This is a genomic window from Vibrio sp. 070316B, from assembly GCF_013114115.1.
Classification (GTDB): domain Bacteria; phylum Pseudomonadota; class Gammaproteobacteria; order Enterobacterales; family Vibrionaceae; genus Vibrio; species Vibrio chagasii_B.
Genome location: NZ_VTYC01000028.1, coordinates 51,635 through 70,266 on the forward strand (window position 1 = coordinate 51,635; position 18,632 = coordinate 70,266).

The 18,632-nt window shown below is 43.8% G+C and carries 13 protein-coding genes; 9 read left to right on the top strand and 4 right to left on the bottom strand.

Annotated features, from left to right (window positions below; all coding sequences use genetic code 11):
* Nucleotides 1-3: 3 nt before the first annotated feature.
* The 8 genes from F0251_RS18620 to F0251_RS18655 all read left to right on the top strand — a co-directional run bounded on the left by F0251_RS18620 (nt 4) and on the right by F0251_RS18655 (nt 12,810).
* A complete protein-coding gene (locus F0251_RS18620; RefSeq protein ID WP_171731559.1) occupies nt 4-2,235 on the top strand; it encodes a response regulator in 2,232 nt (743 codons plus the stop codon).
* Nucleotides 2,210-3,634, top strand: coding sequence for a TolC family protein (locus F0251_RS18625; protein ID WP_171731560.1), 1,425 nt, complete (start codon nt 2,210-2,212; stop codon nt 3,632-3,634). The genes F0251_RS18620 and F0251_RS18625 overlap by 26 nt, the downstream gene beginning before the upstream one ends.
* Nucleotides 3,624-5,210 (top strand): ATP-binding cassette domain-containing protein, encoded by a 1,587-nt coding sequence (locus F0251_RS18630; protein WP_171731561.1) that lies wholly within the window; start codon nt 3,624-3,626, stop codon nt 5,208-5,210. The genes F0251_RS18625 and F0251_RS18630 overlap by 11 nt, the downstream gene beginning before the upstream one ends.
* Nucleotides 5,207-7,345 carry an ATP-binding cassette domain-containing protein gene (locus tag F0251_RS18635; protein ID WP_171731562.1) on the top strand — a complete coding sequence of 713 codons (2,139 nt, stop codon included), beginning with the start codon at nt 5,207-5,209 and terminating at the stop codon, nt 7,343-7,345. Before F0251_RS18630 ends, F0251_RS18635 begins: the two co-directional genes overlap by 4 nt.
* A gap of 108 nt (nt 7,346-7,453) precedes the next feature.
* Nucleotides 7,454-7,828, top strand: coding sequence for a hypothetical protein (locus tag F0251_RS18640; protein WP_171731563.1), 375 nt, complete (start codon nt 7,454-7,456; stop codon nt 7,826-7,828).
* Nucleotides 7,829-8,042: 214 nt separating this feature from the next.
* A complete protein-coding gene (locus F0251_RS18645; protein WP_171731564.1) occupies nt 8,043-11,255 on the top strand; it encodes a response regulator in 3,213 nt (1,070 codons plus the stop codon).
* A gap of 9 nt (nt 11,256-11,264) precedes the next feature.
* The gene (locus tag F0251_RS18650; RefSeq protein ID WP_171731565.1) at nt 11,265-11,741 is read left to right on the top strand and encodes a hypothetical protein; all 477 of its coding nucleotides are present in this window, start codon (nt 11,265-11,267) and stop codon (nt 11,739-11,741) included.
* Between the two features lies 1 nt (nt 11,742).
* A complete protein-coding gene (locus F0251_RS18655) occupies nt 11,743-12,810 on the top strand; it encodes a sulfate ABC transporter permease (RefSeq protein WP_171731566.1) in 1,068 nt (355 codons plus the stop codon).
* Nucleotides 12,811-12,898: 88 nt separating this feature from the next.
* Here the strand turns inward: F0251_RS18655 and F0251_RS18660 are convergent, their stop codons facing one another.
* The 3 genes from F0251_RS18660 to F0251_RS18670 form a co-directional block, all read right to left on the bottom strand.
* The gene (locus F0251_RS18660) at nt 12,899-13,309 is read right to left on the bottom strand and encodes a phosphate ABC transporter substrate-binding protein (protein WP_171731567.1); all 411 of its coding nucleotides are present in this window, start codon (nt 13,307-13,309) and stop codon (nt 12,899-12,901) included.
* A 9-nt stretch (nt 13,310-13,318) separates the two neighbouring features.
* Nucleotides 13,319-14,461, bottom strand: coding sequence for a hypothetical protein (locus tag F0251_RS18665; RefSeq protein ID WP_171731568.1), 1,143 nt, complete (start codon nt 14,459-14,461; stop codon nt 13,319-13,321).
* A 116-nt stretch (nt 14,462-14,577) separates the two neighbouring features.
* Nucleotides 14,578-16,044: a methyl-accepting chemotaxis protein gene (locus F0251_RS18670; RefSeq protein ID WP_171731571.1), complete on the bottom strand. Its 1,467-nt coding sequence runs from the start codon at nt 16,042-16,044 to the stop codon at nt 14,578-14,580.
* A gap of 623 nt (nt 16,045-16,667) precedes the next feature.
* Here F0251_RS18670 and ggt point away from each other — a divergent pair.
* The gene (gene ggt / locus F0251_RS18675) at nt 16,668-18,398 is read left to right on the top strand and encodes a gamma-glutamyltransferase (protein WP_171731569.1); all 1,731 of its coding nucleotides are present in this window, start codon (nt 16,668-16,670) and stop codon (nt 18,396-18,398) included.
* A gap of 164 nt (nt 18,399-18,562) precedes the next feature.
* Here ggt and F0251_RS24690 read toward each other — a convergent pair whose 3' ends face one another.
* Nucleotides 18,563-18,622, bottom strand: a complete 60-nt coding sequence (locus F0251_RS24690; protein WP_367613553.1) for a hypothetical protein — start codon at nt 18,620-18,622, stop codon at nt 18,563-18,565.
* Nucleotides 18,623-18,632: the final 10 nt, after the last annotated feature.

The window sequence follows — 18,632 nt, forward strand, 5'->3', positions numbered from 1 at the left end:
TGAATGAGCGGAAAGCCATCATACAATATATCGGTCCCAGCGCTGCGCCTAAGCATACTCTTTAGTGTGGTATTAGCTGCGCTTGCCTTTTATTTGTATTTCTCTTGGTCAAAGGTTGACTCGGTATCACAAGTACAAAATGCCCCACTCCTTACTAAAGCCCAAGAGCTGAACCAAACCATTGAATTAGGCATACAAACCTTACAGCGCTGCTTAAAGGCAGATAACTGTAGCGAGAGTGATTTAAGCCTATCCAACCTGAAGAGTGAGATTGACGAGTTTCGTTCTTTGGCTTCTCTGAATAAAACTGAATTTAGTTTGGTTGGTGCGACCGAATATACACAACTTGAATTGGCGATTAACCGCTTTTCTGACAGCCCAAAAGCTCGTAATGACGTACTCGACTTGTACCTTTCACTGACTAACAACTACCTACAGATGGACGATAACTATCGCACCATGTTTAACAACCATGCAAGTGACCTAATGGCTGAGAAAAATGGGTTTTTCGTGTGGTTATTCATGGTGGTAGCTGTTTTGGCTGTAATTAGCGTGTTGTCCAATTTAGTGGCGATATTTAAGCTTAAAAAATCCAGCACAAATGAACGAGTCATAGACTATGAATTTGATGCGCTATACCAGGAGTTAAAGCAGCTAGATTTACAAAGACTTGAAGAGCTTCTCAACGAAGTGAGCATCAACCCTAAACAGCGACAAATATACTCTCACCTCAAGTTGATCTTCAGCAAATTGGAAGATCAAAAACGCAATAACGACCTCTATAAACAGCTGTATGCGCTCATCGGTTATGAAATCCGCGGTATTACCAACACCATCAACGGCGGTGTCCAATACCTGGTTCAAGAAACGAATGAAAGTGGCGTGTTAATGGCGAAAGACATTACCTCAGCTTCCAATACCCTTTCTGAGCTGGCTGAAAACTACAACCGTCTGATCTCTCAAGGGACAGAAAGTAAATCGAAAGAGTTTTCGCTATTGAATGTACTGTCTGAGTTGATGATACATATCAGCGCAAAAGTACAACGTAATGAGGGGCAGCTCGACTGCTTCATTTCCGACAATTTACCCAATCGCGTTGAAGGTCAATCCACCAGCTTGTTCTGGATTCTGTTTCTACAGCTTTCAAACGCCATTCAACTTAAATCAAACAAGAAGTTATTCGTGACCATTGAATCTGGCGCAGCATCCGATATGGAAAACACGCGCGTCACGATTAACCTCAACTTTCTCTCTACCCTTGATGTATCGGTGGCAAAGTTAAACAAACTCCACTGGAGTGCTCATAAAGACCACACAACCAACACCGATGACTTGGCTAAGAGCGTGCTAAAAGACTATGGCTATTATGAAAGCCATTGGTTCCAATCTGGAGCACAAGAGCGCTTTCAGATTGAACTAGATCTCAAAGCAAAAAACTTCCATACAGAGAAAACTCGCTTCGATGGCAAGCGCTTATTGCTATGTGCTAACACTCAAGTTCGTATTGATGTGATGAAAAAGATGCTCGTAAATTTAGGACTAGATATCACCGAAGTTCGCACTGCAAACGAACTGTTCTCAGCAGCTAAAACCTTTGGTGACTATGACGCAATTATGCTGACTGACACCTTTGAACCTAACAAGCTACCGTCATTGAGCAAAACGGTGAAATCTCAACTCAAGAACCACCCGAACACCAAGCTACTACTGTCTGTCACGAATACTCAACATGCACAAGAGTGTCACAGTTTTGTCGACAAGATCATCAACTCTCCTGCTATTCCGTATGAATTCATTCCGAACCTACTTGCCATCATGGAAGCAGAAGCCTCGGAAGAACAGATGGAAAACAGCTCATTCCTAATCGTGGAAGATGATCGAGTTCAGCAAATTCTTCTCAAACGAATTCTAACAAAACAAGAATACGAACCGGATACGGTTGGCGATGGTGCCGATGCGGTTAAGCACTTCATGGACAAGCGTTCTGACATCATCTTCATGGACTGCATTATGCCGGGCATGGGTGGCATTGAAGCAACCAAACGCATTCGTCAATTTGAACAAGAAAACGAGAAAAACCCTTGTACCATCATTGGTGCAACCGCATTGACCAGCAGTAATGAACATCAAGCGTGTATAGAAGCAGGGATGGATTACGTGATCAGCAAACCTTACAAGAGCGATGAAATCATCAAGGTGATCAACAAGTATGTGGCGGTACAAAAGCTTAACTAGCAGCATTATTGCTGCACTTGCAATCAGCACGACTCCTTCGGCAATGGCAACTACCCTGCTTGAGGCGGTAGAGCTCGGCCTGCAAAACAGTCTATCCCTAAGAGCCAGCGACAAAGGCGTAGAAGAAAACGAATACAATATTGGTATTAGTCGTTCTAAGTTTCTCCCTTCGTTAAACGGTGCCGCCGATACCACATGGAATGAAAACGAGACCTTGTTATCGGGAGCTCCTGATGAAACCTCTAGCTATAACTCTAACAGCTATAGCCTTTCCCTTTCTCAATCGATATTTAACCTTGGTGACATTTTCAAATACGGCACCGCAAAGCTCGACTTCAATATCGAAGAAATTAAGCACGAAAACAAAATTCAAAGCACCATTTCAGAAATCGGGTCTCAGTATTTTGAATACCTAAAAAACAATGCGCAAATCAAAGCGACCCTAGTTGAACTTAAATCATCTGAAACGCGAGAGCATCAAATGCGACGTAACGTAGAGCTAGGCAACACCGCAGCCAGTGAGCTGTATGAGGTTATTGCACAAAAAGAAGGAGTCGCTAACCGATTAAGAACGCTCCAAAAAGACCGACGCGTTATTCTTAACGGGTTATCGATTCAGATTCAGTACCCTATTACTCCGTCACAAGACATCTACGAAAGTGTTCCACTAAAAGAGATAAGTGAGACAGAACAACGCTCAATTATGGACCAAGCGCTAAAACTCAATAACGATCTACTGGTCGCTAAGAAAAACGTCGAACGAAGCCGTCGTAGCTTAAAAGAGAGTGGGTCCAACTTTTTACCAACCGTTTCTCTTTCAGCCAGTTACCGCCATGACGATGCCAATAACTACGACAAAACAGACATCACTGCCACTGGTGAAAGTAACTCAACCAGTGTTGGACTAAACCTAGCCGTACCTATCCTATCGGGTGGCTCGGACTACTATGGTTATCAAAAATCATCGACGGCCATCGAGCGCACAGAGTTGCTTTATCAAGACTCGCTCTACACCACTCGTAATAGCGTGAACACATCAGTTCTTAACATTAACGACTTTTCTCAGTCGATCAGCAGTTATGAAAACATCATTCGTGCCAACTATGCCTCTTACAAAGGGATTCAACGCGCATATCAACTAGGCACGCGTACTATCACCGATTTACTCGCCGCAGAAAGCAAACTGTTTAGTGCGTTGCGAGACTACGAAAGTGCACGTTACGACTACATCATTGAGACGATCAAGCTTGAACAAATTAAAGGCGTACTGTCGATTCAGTCTATTGAGAGCATTATGCAATTAATGAGCGACATCGAAGGACGTGATAACCAAGATTTAGTGCCGAAACACCTTCTCTCAACCGAGTCGCTAAAGAAAGGAGGTCGCAATGCAAACTGAGCAGTTTTCTCAGAAAATCAATATGGCTGATAAGTGCTATCTCACTTTCTCTACCATTATCTCAACACTATTTGGTTTGGTACTGCCCTTCTCGATTCTGATCATTTTTGACCGAGTATTGCCGAACCAAGCACAAGACACCCTTTTCTTGCTGTTCGCGATCATTTTGATTTCGATATTCCTCGACTACCACCTAAAAAATCAGGAGGAGAAAATTTCCTCCGTCATCATGAGGCAGTTTGAGACAAACCTAACCAACAAGGTATTCCAATCCATCTGTTTAGCTGAAATATCAAAATTTCGTCGTCTAGAGCCAGGGGAATATCTCGAACGCATCGCCACTATCCCCGAACTAAAAACCTTCTTTGGCGGGGAATCGGTTAGAGCGCTCATCAACCTTGCAGTAAGTGTACTGACCATTCTTATCATAGGATTAATCAACATATGGGCAGGTATCACCCTTCTCATTGCCTCGCTGATCTTGGCTATATTCGCCTGGAGTCTTTCTAAACAGAAAATTGGTAGCTTGCAAAACAAGTCGGACATCGAAGGCTTAACCACATCTAAAATCATTGAAATCATATCAAGCCCGCTGGATATCAAAGCGCGAAATATGGAGTACCGCGTAGAAAGCTTGATGACACAAATGGTCGAAGAGCGTGAAGTCGAGAACATTAAATACGAGCAGATTGAATCTAACTTCAGTTTGATATTAGCGCTCATTCAACAGCTCTCTATCGCTTGTGTGGTAGTTGTTTTGGCGACAGCCGTAATCAACATGGAATCAAGCCAAGGCATCATGGCGGCAATCATCATGCTGACTAACCGTTACTTCGCCCCTTACCAACAGGTGATGCGAACTGCGAGTCGCTGGGAGCTCAACAAGCTCCACATTCAGCGTATTGCAGAACTGCTTGAGCTCGCAGCCTCTGTTGAACAGCAGCATGAGACGACAGAAGTTGAGCGGATATCGGTTAAATACTCAGACAAACAACGCATCGAGTTTGAGCGCGGTCAAGCGTATTTACTGACAGGGAAAAGTGGCGCAGGTAAAACGCACTTAGCGAACTGTATCACTCGGCAAAACAGTGACAGCAAATTAGAGATAATGATCAACGACACACCATTAGATGAGCTGAACTACAACGTTTGGCGTAACAGCGTATTGATGGTTGATAAGACCAGCTCCTTCGTAGAAGGCACCATTATTGATAACCTGACCTGTTTCCGCCCAAGCTTAAATAACACAGCCTTTGCTTTGTGCGAAACCATGAACATTAAGGCACAAATCGATGGGCTGCCTGCTGGCTTTTATACCGAACTCAAGGGCCACATGAGAAACCCGTTCTCACGCCAAGTGGGATACGCCCTATTGTTGGTTCGTGCGTTATTGGCAAGCAAACGTGTCTTAATATTTGATGACATCGATTGTGTCTACGACGATGAGTTCGCCCGCTTAGTGCTCACCAGTACCGCTTACCGTGCAAACGATAAGATCTTCATCATCGCCAGCAACAAAATGGACAAACTGAATCACCGCCTCAAGCGCGTAAAACTTACAGGAGGTGACCAATGAGTATCCTAGTTGATTTCAACAATGTTCCGCAGCGAGTACTCGATTTTGAAGCCAGTGGTTATGACGAGCGTTATGGTCAATCACCTCTAATTCGGGGCTTGGCCTACACCTTAATAGCCCTCGAATGGGAAGGCACGCCAGCGATACTCAGTGATGCATTCATTCCCAAACCAAAAGACAGCGACAGTTTTACCGCCACCATAGAGCGCCTGGGCTACCGCTGCGATGTCACCAAGTTAAAAACACTCAAGAACATCGATAAACACCCACATCCATGTTTTATCGAGATTGAAAACCTTAGCGCTATCTTTCTTGGTACCAAAGATGGCAAGTTAATGCTGTTTGATTACACAAACAACAACACCATCGAATATCCGATGTGTAAAAAGCCTTGCTTGCTGATTTCCATCAGTGAGTACTCGCGCCTATTCCGAGAGCCACCACCAGAATCACAAGACAGAAGTAACTGGATTAAATACGCGTTCTATCGATACAACAACGAACTCAAGAGCCTAATCATATTGAGCTTTGTGATCAGTATTTTAGGTGCACTTCAACCCTTCTTCATCATGAGTGTGTATAACTTCGCCTTGACGTCTAGTTCTGAAGCTACCCTCTATTGGTTGACCCTGTTTGCCGTGATTGTTGGGTTCTCTGAATACTTCTTCAAGAAGATGCGGGTCAACATCATCGCCACTTCAGGGAAAGATCTTGCGGTGCATATATCGCAAGCGGTGATATCGAAGTTGTTATGGCTGCCCTACGCGATGACCTCAACCGCCGGCGTCTCATCTCAACTCGCTCGTTTAAAAGATATCGATACGTTTAGACGCTTGGTGACCGCAGAATCGACACTCAGCTATTTTGATATGCCGTTTGTCATCGTGTTTATCATTGCCATTGCTCTGATGTCCGGTACTGCTGCACTCGTGGTAATGGGCGGATTGATCTTGATGTTGGTGTTCTGTATTTACTCGCGTTATATCTATTCTCAAGCAACATCCAAAAGCTCTCGGGCTAACGCCATGGTTTCCTACCAATGGAATGAGATACTTCGTGGTATCAAAACCATTCAAGGGTTGCCACTTTTGCGTGTAGTGCAATCTCGCTTTAGTGCATCGCACTTACAAAGTACCAGTGATGCCGAAAATGTCGCGGTGACGAATAGTAAAATTCAAGCCGCCGGCGGTAGCTTAATTCAGGTGATTGGTACCGCAAGTATTGTGACCGCCGTAATCGGTGTGATGGAAGGCACCTCAGATGCGGGAGCCATGCTCGCAACCGTGATTCTGGTATGGAAAGCCTTAGGTCCAATCATGGGCATCTACAACTCGATTTCTAAGTTTCAATCAATCAAAGCATCTTCAGCACAAATCAACAATCTGATGTCGATGAATGATGACAAGTTAACACTAGAAAAAAGCCCGCCGATCCGCCTATTCCAAGGCAGTATTGTGGGCAGTGGCGTTAGTCACCGTTACGCCGGCGCAGCAACTGGGCTAACCAACCTTGGTTTCAAAATACCCCCCGCTGCAAAAGTGGTGATATGTGGGCCTACCGGATGCGGTAAGACAACTTTAATTTCAATCATTGCCGGTTTAGAAGACCGCTATCAAGGGGCTGTATCTGTCGATGGGTATAACATTAAGCAATTCAACAGCTATCGCTACCGTACCTCGATTAACTACATTCCTTTTAACCTACATATTTTTGAAGGCTCATTAGAGACTAACTTCATTCTGCACAATGGTCTTATTCCTACCGAGAAGATGCAAGAGATGGTCAGCTTCTTCGAGCTAGATGAATGGCTACCAGACGGGTTAGCAACACAGCTCAGTGTAGATAAATGTAAGAGCCTGCCTAATGGGATTCAGCAAAAACTTCGCCTCGCGCTTGGCCTCGGCAACTGTGAGCAATCTCTGATAATCATCGACGAACCATTCAATGGCGCAGAGCAAGAAAACGCCCAATATTTTAACCGCTTATTTACTGATAAACTTCTGAATAAGAGCGTGATTTTCTCAACCAATGATCCGGGATTGATCGCGACATCGAACATGAGTCTAGTGTTAGAACCAGACGGAAATCTTAAATATTTTGGCTTAACGGACAAATACTTAAATAGCTTAAGCTAAAACTACAACACACATACACAATTCATTTACTCGCTCAATGAATGCCACTGACATAAAGGTGAACCAAAGGGATGATTCGCTGCAAAAGCCCATAGAACAAGGAATAAGATGTACACTTTCGTTGCAGACAAGCTTGATGTCACTTACTTATCCGCAATTCCTGAAAACCATCAACTTCAGGAATGTGATGTGCCTGAAGAGGAGCTCGAACTCAGAGAGATCGTTGAGATCTGGTACGAAAGCGCATTCCTGCCAGCGTTCAATCTACAACACCTAGAAATCGCCCAAAAAGTAGAGCTTACTATCGTACAGAGTCACGTATTGAGCAACGACACCCAAACACTCGCATTTCTTCTTAAAAACAGGGTATATCGTGCCGCACTTAACCGAATCTTAGGTGTTTGGGTTTTGGAGCCTTCTGCAAAAACGATTTTAGAACAACTTCTACTGGCGGCAAATCAAGACAAATCTCGTACTCATTGATCTATCTTTTGAGTTATTTATCAGTAAGCATTAGGAATAGCCTGCTATCAATCGCTAGAAATTAGTACAAATTATTCATTCAATCAAAATAAGCATCGGAATCATAAGAACTTATACTCCTCCCACAGTTCCAAAAAATTAACTCGTACAAAGTTTCCATATCGCTATTTTTATTCTACTGTTTTTATATAAAAACAGTTGGATGGATCCTTATATGGCGATTACGGTCTGGAATAACCTTTCAGTCAAACATAAACTCTTTGGCTTAGTTCTACTTCCCATTTCACTTTTACTCTTCCTAGCAGGCAGACAAGCGTATATTTTGACGACACAGTTAACTGATTTTGAGCGCACCAATCAGTTATCTGTCTACCTTCAAGATATTTCTGTCTTATACAGAAGCACATTAGCGTCGAGTCCTGAAGAGTTTACCGCTCAAAGTGAACAAGTTAAGTCAGAACTCAAAACCTTATCTCCTATTATCTTTCTAGGGGCTTCTGATGAAATGAATCAGTTAGTCGCGGATTTTAGCGAAGCGACCTTATCGACTATGGAAGCAACTGACACTTACGATAAATTGGATGCCCTTGAATGGCAGAGCGATTTATATAAACAGTTGTTACTTGAAATCGAGAAAGTCCCATTTGAAAACACCAAGCGTGAAATCCAACAACATCTCACAGCGCTACAACAACTAGAATGGTTGATGTTCTGGTCGAACGAAGAATTTAAATTGGGTACCTCGCTTATTGAGATATTCCAAAGTAGCCAAGAATACAATCCCGAACTAGCAGAACAGATTGAAACCCTAAGTGAAAGGCAACAACTGTTTTTGGAACGCTTCGTGTCATTGAATGCCAATGAACACCAGGTTTCACTAATGGTTGAAGTGTTCAGAAATGATGTGTTTGCTCAAAGCCAAGAAATAAGAAACGCTCTACTGGATCTCAACGCTCTTAGTGAGTTAACACCTCAAGAGATATCTGTCGGCTTGGAAGCAATGAGCGCGCGACTTAACCTATTGCAAAGTTTAGGGAACGTCATCAAACAAGAGTTCCAAGTTGAAGTTGAACAAGCAATCTCAGCGGCTCAAGTACAAAGAACATTATTCATCTCTTTAGTCGCCCTACTCGCAACGATTGTTATGGGCTTAACGCTGAGCTTAGCAAGACAGGTAACCAATAATCTTGGTTTGGTTCTGAAGTTCTTAAAGAGTGAGAATGATGAAACTCGCCCTTCACTGGAAAAGCTCATTCAAGGTAAAGATGAACTGAGTCTATTCGCTCAGCAAGTCGAGCGTTTAACTATTGAAAGAGAGCACGCTAAAGAAAAGCTCACGCTAGCGAAAGAAGACGCAGAGCGAGCTAAAGAGGACGCCGAAGAAGCGAAAGATCACGCAATACAAGCAAGTAAGGCGAAAAGTAGTTTCCTAGCCAACATGTCACACGAGATCCGTACCCCATTAAATGGCGTTATCGGTATCTCAGAGATCCTTTCTGATACTCCATTAACCCCGACACAGCGTGATTATGTAGACACTATAGAAACCTCTTCTCAACTCTTGCTTAGCTTAATCAATGACATATTGGACTTCTCGAAAATTGAATCCGGTATGTTGCTGATCAGTCCACATTCTGCGTCTATCCGCGAATCCATTTATGACATTGCGTCGATTGTTGCGCCAAAAGCCAAAGAGCAAAAAATATCAGTCAACGTTGATATCAGCCCGGATACTCCAGCCCGAGTTATGATCGATGACCACCGTCTAAGACAAGTGCTGATGAACTTTATGTCGAATGCTGTGAAGTTCACAGCTGAAGGCGGCGTTACCCTCTCGATCAACACTCTCCAACAATCCGACGACAAGGTCACAGTGCGCTTTGCAGTGCGAGATACGGGTATTGGTATCGATAAGCAGCAGCAAAAACAGATATTCGAACCTTTTGCGCAAGAAGATGACTCAACGACTCGTCAGTTTGGTGGTACTGGCTTAGGACTTGCCATCAGTACTCAGCTCGTAGAACTAATGGGCGGACAAATACAGCTAGATTCAGTGAAAGGCGAAGGTAGCTGTTTCTATTTCGACCTAGAATTAGCGGTTGACCTAATGCTACCGAAGCCAAGCTCAGCTTCCGCAGACATTTATATTCTTGGGCATGCTAACTTGCTTTCAGAGCGTATCGAAAACGACCTAAAACTCTATGGGTTAGAAGTGGCGCAAACCACCGATAATACGAGCGAGATTAGTGACCAAATCACCAACAAACAACACACAAAACCGACTACGGTTATCTTTGCAGAAAGCGATGAGTTCCAAGCTAGCGACTATGCCGAACAACTAGATACGCTCCATAAAAATGGCGCGACTATTTGTTTAATTCGTTCCTTCCTCAGCGACCCCGCCGACATCGGGGAATGTATCGCGGCACAAGTGTCACAACCCCTGCTCGGTCTGCGCTTAATAAAAGCAGTCGAACTTTGCGATACCCAGGGGTTAGCTGAGCTATCGAATACAAACCAGTCCGAGCTTCAGGTTCAACATAAGATCTTGATTGTCGAAGATAACAAGATAAATCAAAAAATCGCCGGTCTACACGTCGGAAAAAGTGGGTTCGAATTTGAATTCGCTAACAATGGGCAAGAGGCCGTGGATATGTTTACCGCGAACCCTCATTACGCAGCAATCTTGATGGATTGTATGATGCCTGTCATGGATGGCTTTGAGGCAACGGGTCACATTCGACGTATCGAGAAAGACACAGAAGCAACCCGCCGCATCCCTATCATTGCGTTGACTGCCAGTGTTATCGATGACGACATACAAAAGTGTTTCGATGTGGGTATGGACGATTACGTGCCTAAGCCGTTCAAGTTCGAGATGTTAAAAGAGAAAGTGCTAACGGCTGTCGAAGCAATGCCGCTTCCAGCAACACACAATACAGCGCCAACGCACAACTCAACCGTTACCCCTATTCACAAAGCCACCTCTACAACTCAAGCAGCGAAAACCACGCTACCGGAGGAGCCTCAAGAAGAATCTGTACCAAGTAAATCTGAAAAGATTCTTTTAGTCGAAGACAATCGTGTAAATCAAAAAGTGGCGTCGGTCATGCTTAAGAAAGCAGGTTATACCTTTGAAATTGCGGACAACGGACAGATTGCCGTTGATATGTATCAGAACGACAGCAGCTTCGACATTATTTTAATGGACTGCATGATGCCGGTGATGGATGGTTTCACCGCAACCAGGGAGATTAGAGAGCACGAGAAAAACCTAGGCTTAACAAAGACTCCTATCATCGCGTTAACCGCTAGCGTTATCGACGATGATATTCAAAAGTGCTTTGATTCGGGTATGGATGGTTATGTTGCGAAGCCCGTAAGAAAAGAGAAACTATTCCATCAAATTGAAAGCGCGACTTGCTAGGAGAAACCAATGGATTGGAAGAAAACAATAAAAACACTCCAGTGCAGAGCTGTGTTCGTCGCAGTACTAGGGCTATTAGGAGGTCTACTTCTTGTTAGCCCAGCTCATGCAGCGGAAGACTACGCCATATTCTCTTTAGATTCAGGGTTTGAAGAGATATCAATTAACAAAGCAAGAAAACTATATCGAGGAAAAACCAAACGTCTTAACAGCAAACGTGTAGAACTATCAGATTGGCCTGAAAACAGCGCCGAAAGAGAGGAATTTTATCAACTTTTACTAGGAAAGAACGCCGCTCAAATGAACGCTCACTGGGCTGGGTTATCTTTCTCGGGTAAAGCGCGTTATCCAAGAGAAATAAAATCGGCGTCGACAGACAGCTTAGTGGATTGGCTCAACGACAAACCTAACCGTATTGGTTATGCCCCACTCTCTTCGATTCCTCAAAATGCCAACGTTCTCTACGTTATAAGCTCGGAGAAATAACATGAAAAAAATAATTACGTCAGTGCTATGTGCTTCAATTGCCTCTCCGGCTTTCGCGATCATCGAGCTCACCGATAACTTGTCTCTGAGCGGCTTTGGCTCGACCTCTTGGGCAACATCAGACAACGACAACCCATTAATCATCAATCGTGGTTTTACCGATGAGAGTTGTTACGACTGTGATACCACTTTTGGTGTTCAACTCGATTATTTCTACGACTCATTCAAAGCCTCTGTGCAAGTTGTTAAAGCTCCTCAGTACGATTGGAGTGTTCCGCAATTAGAATGGGCTTACCTTGGTTATGAATTCAATGATTTTGATGTCAGTATTGGGCGATTGAGACTGCCTCTCTTCCTTGCATCTGAGTACTACTATGTTGGTCAAGCCTACATGACAGCAAGGCCGCCTACAGAGGTGTATAACGCCGTATTGGGTATCACTGCGTTCAACGGTATCAAAGTGAGTTGGACCCATGATGTAAGCGATGAAGCGACGTTGTTACTCTCTCCGTTTTTCGGAATAAAAGACAACAATGAAGTCGATTTTAATTCGAGTACGGAACTGGAATTTGAAACCAATCGAATGTTCGGTGCCAATCTTCAGCTTAGTGGTGAGAACTATCGTTGGAACTTATCCTTCCTAGATTCAAACTTTGATCAGACGGTTAAGATTAAAAACGTTGGTTCTCTTCCAAAACAAGATAACCAACACATTCAACTTTGGTCGTTGGGTGCTGAGTACGAATTTGGTCAAGCAATACTGGCCAGTGAAGGTCAAATCAGTGACTTCTCCTCCTCGATGTACGCAAGTTTAGGTTACCGACTTAACTCATTCACTCCGTACGTGGTTTACGGAGCTGAGTTCGACTCAAATGAACATCTAACCGGCAACAGCTATTTAATTGGTGTTGATTACGACGTGTTACCTAACGTCTCTATCAATGGTGAGGTGCAATACTTTGAAGCTCGTAAAACCAACGGCGCCTTTGTTGAAGACTTCAATCCACTGACGGGCTTTGATGATAAAGATGCAGTGCTCTATACCATCATGCTGAGCTTTGTGTTCTAACCTCTACCGATAAAACACGTAACCAGTAAAACGGAAAGCCCAAGACAACACCTTTGTCTTGGGCTTTTTATCATCAACTAAAATTGCATTAGTACTTAAACAGCACTTTCACGTCACCCGTCAATGCGGACTCATCAACGTAACCAATGGCGTTAGTTTTTGACGCTACCGTTGTGATGGCCTCGCTATAGTCTGCAACTTGAATAGGCGCTTCAGCTTTACCTGTAAACACTAGCCTTGACCAAGCAGATTGTAGCTGAGATTCACTGCGCCCCGTTGCGACCTCATGGAAGGCAAGTCGACCCTCTGAACCATCAACTAACTCTATAATTTGCGCCTTAGTTCCGTTAGCCAGCTTGCTCTTTTTACCCATAAAGAGCTTTTTGACATCCGACTTCGACAATGACTCCACACCTGCATTGTTACCAATAACAACCATGCCTGCCGATACATTAAATGAAAGGATGGCTAATGTTATCGCTGATAATAAAGTTTTCATGTTGCCTCCTTAAAATACGAAATCTAGACGAGCTGAATAGACAATTGAGCTATCTTCAAGGTAATTCCCTGTCGCCATAAATGGGTTGGCTGCAGACGTCTCAACATTGGTTTGGAAGCCACCGCTTGTATCGCGGTAATCCACGTAAGTCACGTCAGCCTTTAACGACATATTCTTAGCAAAGTCCCAGCGGTTACCGATAGAGTAAGAGATACGCTCGTAATTCATCGACTCTTTAACTGCCGTAATCGTCATGTTTTCACGTTCATCGTTATCCGTGGTTTCAACCCAGCTAACTGAAAGGTAAGGTGTAAACTCATTGATTCGATAACCGACCAAGCCTGAAACGGATTGATAGTCGTAGAATTGACCTTCAATTTGAACGTCAGCGGCTTCTACGTTAACCAGTAGGTCGCCATTATCATATTGCGCCCCCAAAGAGATAAACTGACCATCTTGGCTATCAAGTAAAGGAGCTAAATGGCGGCAGTACGGGTCCGTTGATGTATTGAAATCACAAGATGGGTTTGTTTCAGCAACCAAGTAAGAACCACGGAAAGTAAAATCATCAACGTTCCAGTTCGCGCTCAAACCATACAATTGATCTAACTTAACCTCACCTACGATTGAATCTTCCTCATCGATAGTACCAATACCAACCAGTGGCTGCAGCAACAGGCTTGAATCTTCAAGCTCTATCGGAATCAGCAAATCTGCGCCGGTATAACCTTTCAAAACAATGTTTTCATAAAGCTCTTGAGACGGCCTGATCATTGGGTACGCATAGCCTAAATCGGTATAGTCTGAATAGAAGAATAGAGGAAGACGAAGCTTACCTGCACGAGCAGTAAACGAATCGAAATCATAAGACGCGTAAGCCATCTCAAATTTTGGATCATAGTCATAGCGGCTATTAGCAACCACCTGTGTTACGAATTTAGCACGCTCGTTGACTTGAAAGTCAAACTGCACCCCCGCTAGCATCTCTTGTTCCCAGTCAAGTTTTTCGTCAGTGTAACCCGCATAACCTATGGCGTTATCTGACTTACCAATACCTACAGAACCGAATCCGCTAATACGAATATTGTCCATACTTGTAGCATTAGCGCCAAACGCCATGCCTACGAGTGCAGCAACCACTGTCTTTCTCATAACTAACTCCATTGTTATGTTATTTTCTTGTTTTTATATGAATCACCCGAATTTCGGGTATAGACCTCCCTCCTTTATGTTTCACGAACAAGGATAGAGAGGACAATTAGGGGCTTTTAACTCACTTTAAAGTGGCCAGTTAATGTTGATATGTTTCGAGTGACCTCTTGAATATCATGGGCGACAGCATCAACTTGTTTTACACTGTTGCTGGTGCCTTCGGCCATTTTGCGAATTTCTTCTACAAAGCTTTCTATTCGGGTTGAGGTCTGTTCTTGCTGCTCTGTCGCAGCGGCAATACTTTCGTTTCGTTGGCTGATTTCGGTGACATCTGATGTAATTCTTTGCAGCGAACCTTCAGCCACTAAGAACTTCTCTACACAATCTTCTGCTTTGATAACGCTTTCAGAGATAATGTTCGAAGCGGTTTGTGCTTGTTCTTGAAGTTGTAAAAGCACCGACTGAATTTCTTGGGTTGAAGTTTGTGTCCGTGACGCTAACGTTCGAACCTCGTCAGCAACCACAGCAAAACCTCGACCTTGTTCTCCAGCACGAGCCGCTTCAATGGCCGCGTTAAGCGCTAACAGGTTGGTTTGTTCTGCAATTGCACTGATCGATTCTAAAATTGAACCTGCACTCTGTGTGTTGTCGTTCAGCTGTTTCACAACTTGCGATGCATTGCTGACATCGTTCGTTAGCTCTTTTACCGCAACGATGGTGCTCTCAACTTGCTGCTCCCCTAAGCTTGCTTGTTCACTAGCACTAGAAGCAGAAGATGACGCATCGTTTGCATTGGTTGCAATCTCTCGAGCAGCAAGAAATAGCTGATTCAATGAGCTAGAAACTTCTTCAATTGAAAGGTGTTGCTTGGTAGAAAGCTCGTTTGTAACTTGGCTCGACTTAACAAGAGAGCCAGAGATTGAATCCAGTTGAGTCACGTTGTCTATGGTATGGGTTACGTTCTGTTGCAGATGAGACACGAAGCTATTAAACGACTCTACTAATGGTTTAAGTTCATCATTTTTCTCGTGTTGAAGGCGTACTGTTAGGTCTCCGTCTCCCTCAGCGATATCGTGCATCTTATCGCTAATGTTTGCCAGATCCGCTCGAATTCCTCTTACGACTAACCACCCGAAGATACACATAGCAAGCATTGCCACAGCACCAGAAACACTCATGATTTGGTTAGCCTGTTTATTATTGGCTTCTAGATCTTCAACTGCATTCTCGAACTCAGTTTGTCGGTCTGCGCTGAACTCACGCATGCCAAGGGTTAAGGCATCTAAAATCGCGGTACTTTCTTTTGCTAAACGACCGGCTTCGCTCAGACTGATCTCCTCATCGATCATTCCTTGGGCAATTTGGTAAGCAAGTTCAAAATATTGATTGGTCTTATTTTGCAGAAGCGTCGATTCACCCTGCAGAGAAGGATCCAGCGTGATTTGAATATTGAAGTTACTTTGAATCGCAGCAAGAGTTTGCTTGTTCATTTCCAAAATCTCTTCATCACCAAGCGTTACAGCTAAGTTAAAGCGCTCCGCCAATTGCGAGATCAGCACACTGTTTAACGACGCCGCGTTCATCACGGGATAAGTAACTTGGTCAATTCGATTAACCTGCTTGGTATTGCTAGTAAGTGTATTCCCACCGACAAATAGAATACTAATAAACCCTACTAACGAAACCAAACATAACGCCAAAATTCGATTCTTAATCGATAGTGTAAACATAAGCTTCCTTGCTAAACAGTATGACAAACCGCACTAGTATTTTTTGGCACAATAACAGATCTGACCAGTTATTCAATCGGTCAATACAAAAATAGTGATAAATATGTAAATATTGTTTATAAAATGTATCGACCAAGAAAATCACCATATAAATCATAAGTTTTAATTTTCAACTTCATCAAATACAGCTTAATTCCAAGCTCGTCATCCTGTTTAAAACTTAATGTTTATTCGACTTCATACTCAACTAACATATTTAAACGCACGTATTCCATAGGCTTAATGTCGAGTTGAAATATATAAAAACACGATGATTCAAACGCGTTACCAATAATTAAATTTCCTACATGCCCTACACTTTAATAACTGTGTCAACATCGTCAGGTTTGTGTAAGAAGGCGACAGGCTCAAGAACTTACTCTTTTTAATTCAGTCAACCTTAGAGCGACTAAATTAAACCTCTAATTGGAGAGCGCATGCGTATAGCAACTTTATCTTTAAGCTTGGTTTCAGCGGTGGGTTTTGCTGCTGAGCCCAGCCCTTTTCCGGTAATGCCAGATGCTGAAGGTGACAAATTCATGGTTAGTGCGACAAACCCCTATGTCAGCAGCACTGGCTATTCGATACTGAAACAAGGCGGCAATGCCATCGACGCCATGGTGGCGATGCAAATGACCATGTCGGTGGTCGAGCCCGACATGACCGGGATCGGCGGCGGAACGTTTGCTTTGTTTTATCAGCATGATAAAGACCAGTTTCTCGCTCTTGATGGACGAGACGAGGCTCCTTCAAGCGCTACACCCGACATGTTCATGGAAAACGGCAAGCCACTGAGTCGAAATGAAATTTTAGGTCCGCGTTCGGTCGCAGTACCTGGCACTCTTCGTCTACTTTATAGTGCCCACCAAGAGTATGGGAAACTACCTTGGTCAGAGTTAGTTCAACCGGCCATCGACCTGGCTAGCAAAGGTTATGCGATGAATAGCTACACGTACGACATTGTGGTCCGTGAACAAAGCCGTTTAATTGAAGATCCAGAAATCAAAGCGCTGTATTGGGATAACGACGAAATCAAACCGACGGGCACCTTTATGACCAATCCAAAGCTTGCCGACACGTTGACCAATATTGCTCAACAAGGTGACAAATACCTTTATGGTGGAGAGTTTGGTAAGAACATTGTCGAAACGGTCAACAGTCGCATCGATTCCGACCACGCAAAATTATCCATCGAAGACTTTGAGCAGTACCAAATCAAAAAGCGTGACGTCATTGAGAGCGACTATCGTGGTAACAAGATCGTATCCTTTGGTTACCCTGCCTCTGGTGGCGTGATGGTAGCGCAAAGCCTAGAAATGCTAGAAGCGTTTGATTTGGCAGACATGTCCAAGACCGACGCAGAACCATGGCGCTTGATGACAGAGGCAATGAGAATCGCTAAAGCCGATCGTATTTCTTACGCCGGTGACCCTGATTATGTGGAAACCCCCATAAGTGCCCTGCTTGATAAATCTTATATTGATAATCGACGCCAACTGATCCCAGAAAATGGGATCGCTCAATCAAATCCAAAAGCTGGGAAGGTTTCAGATTCCGACTACGCACAACATCAAGGCTTTGAGAGTAAGGATACCGGACACATCTCCATCATCGACAAAGAGGGCAACGCGATAGCTATGACGAGCACCGTCGGTACAGGAATGGGCTCTGGCGTGATGGTAGACGGTGTGATTTTGAATGCGCAAATGGCGAACTTTTCTACCAAACCAACCATCAATGGCAAACCAAGCCAAAATGCAATTGAAGCAGGCAAGCGTCCTCGCTCAGCAATCACGCCATTAATGGTCATGGATAAGCAAGATGACCTACGTTTGGTTGTTGGCTCTCCGGGTAGCTCACAAATTCCTGGGTACGTGTTAAAAACCGTGGTTGGTGTTGTGGATTGGGATCTATCAGCGCAAGAAGCGATTGACCTGCCAAACATTCAATACGGTACTAAGATAGATCGCACCAAGCCCTATGACCCAACAGGCCTTTTGGTCGAGAAAAAAACCTACGCCGAAATGTTGGTTCCAGAATTCATGCAACTTGGTTACCCAGTGCATGTCATACCTGTCGTCAGTGGCTTAAACGCCATTGAAATCAAAGATGGAAAACTTTACGGCGCAACAGACAGACGTCGCGCATCCAGTTCGATGGGTGAATAGATGTTTTATGAATGAATAGGTGCTTTACGGGTGAGTCGCTCGGCTCACCCACTATAACGCCTCTGATTTGTCTCTTGTTCCAACCACACATTTTAGAATCACTTCCAAATGCAAAAAAGCCAGTCGAACGTTTTGAAGTGACCCCGTAAAGTTGGACATTTCTGTTAAGCGGCTTTCAAGGCCTGAGTTCGATATTCTATCGGAGTCAGGCCTTTTAGTTTCACTTTTATACGT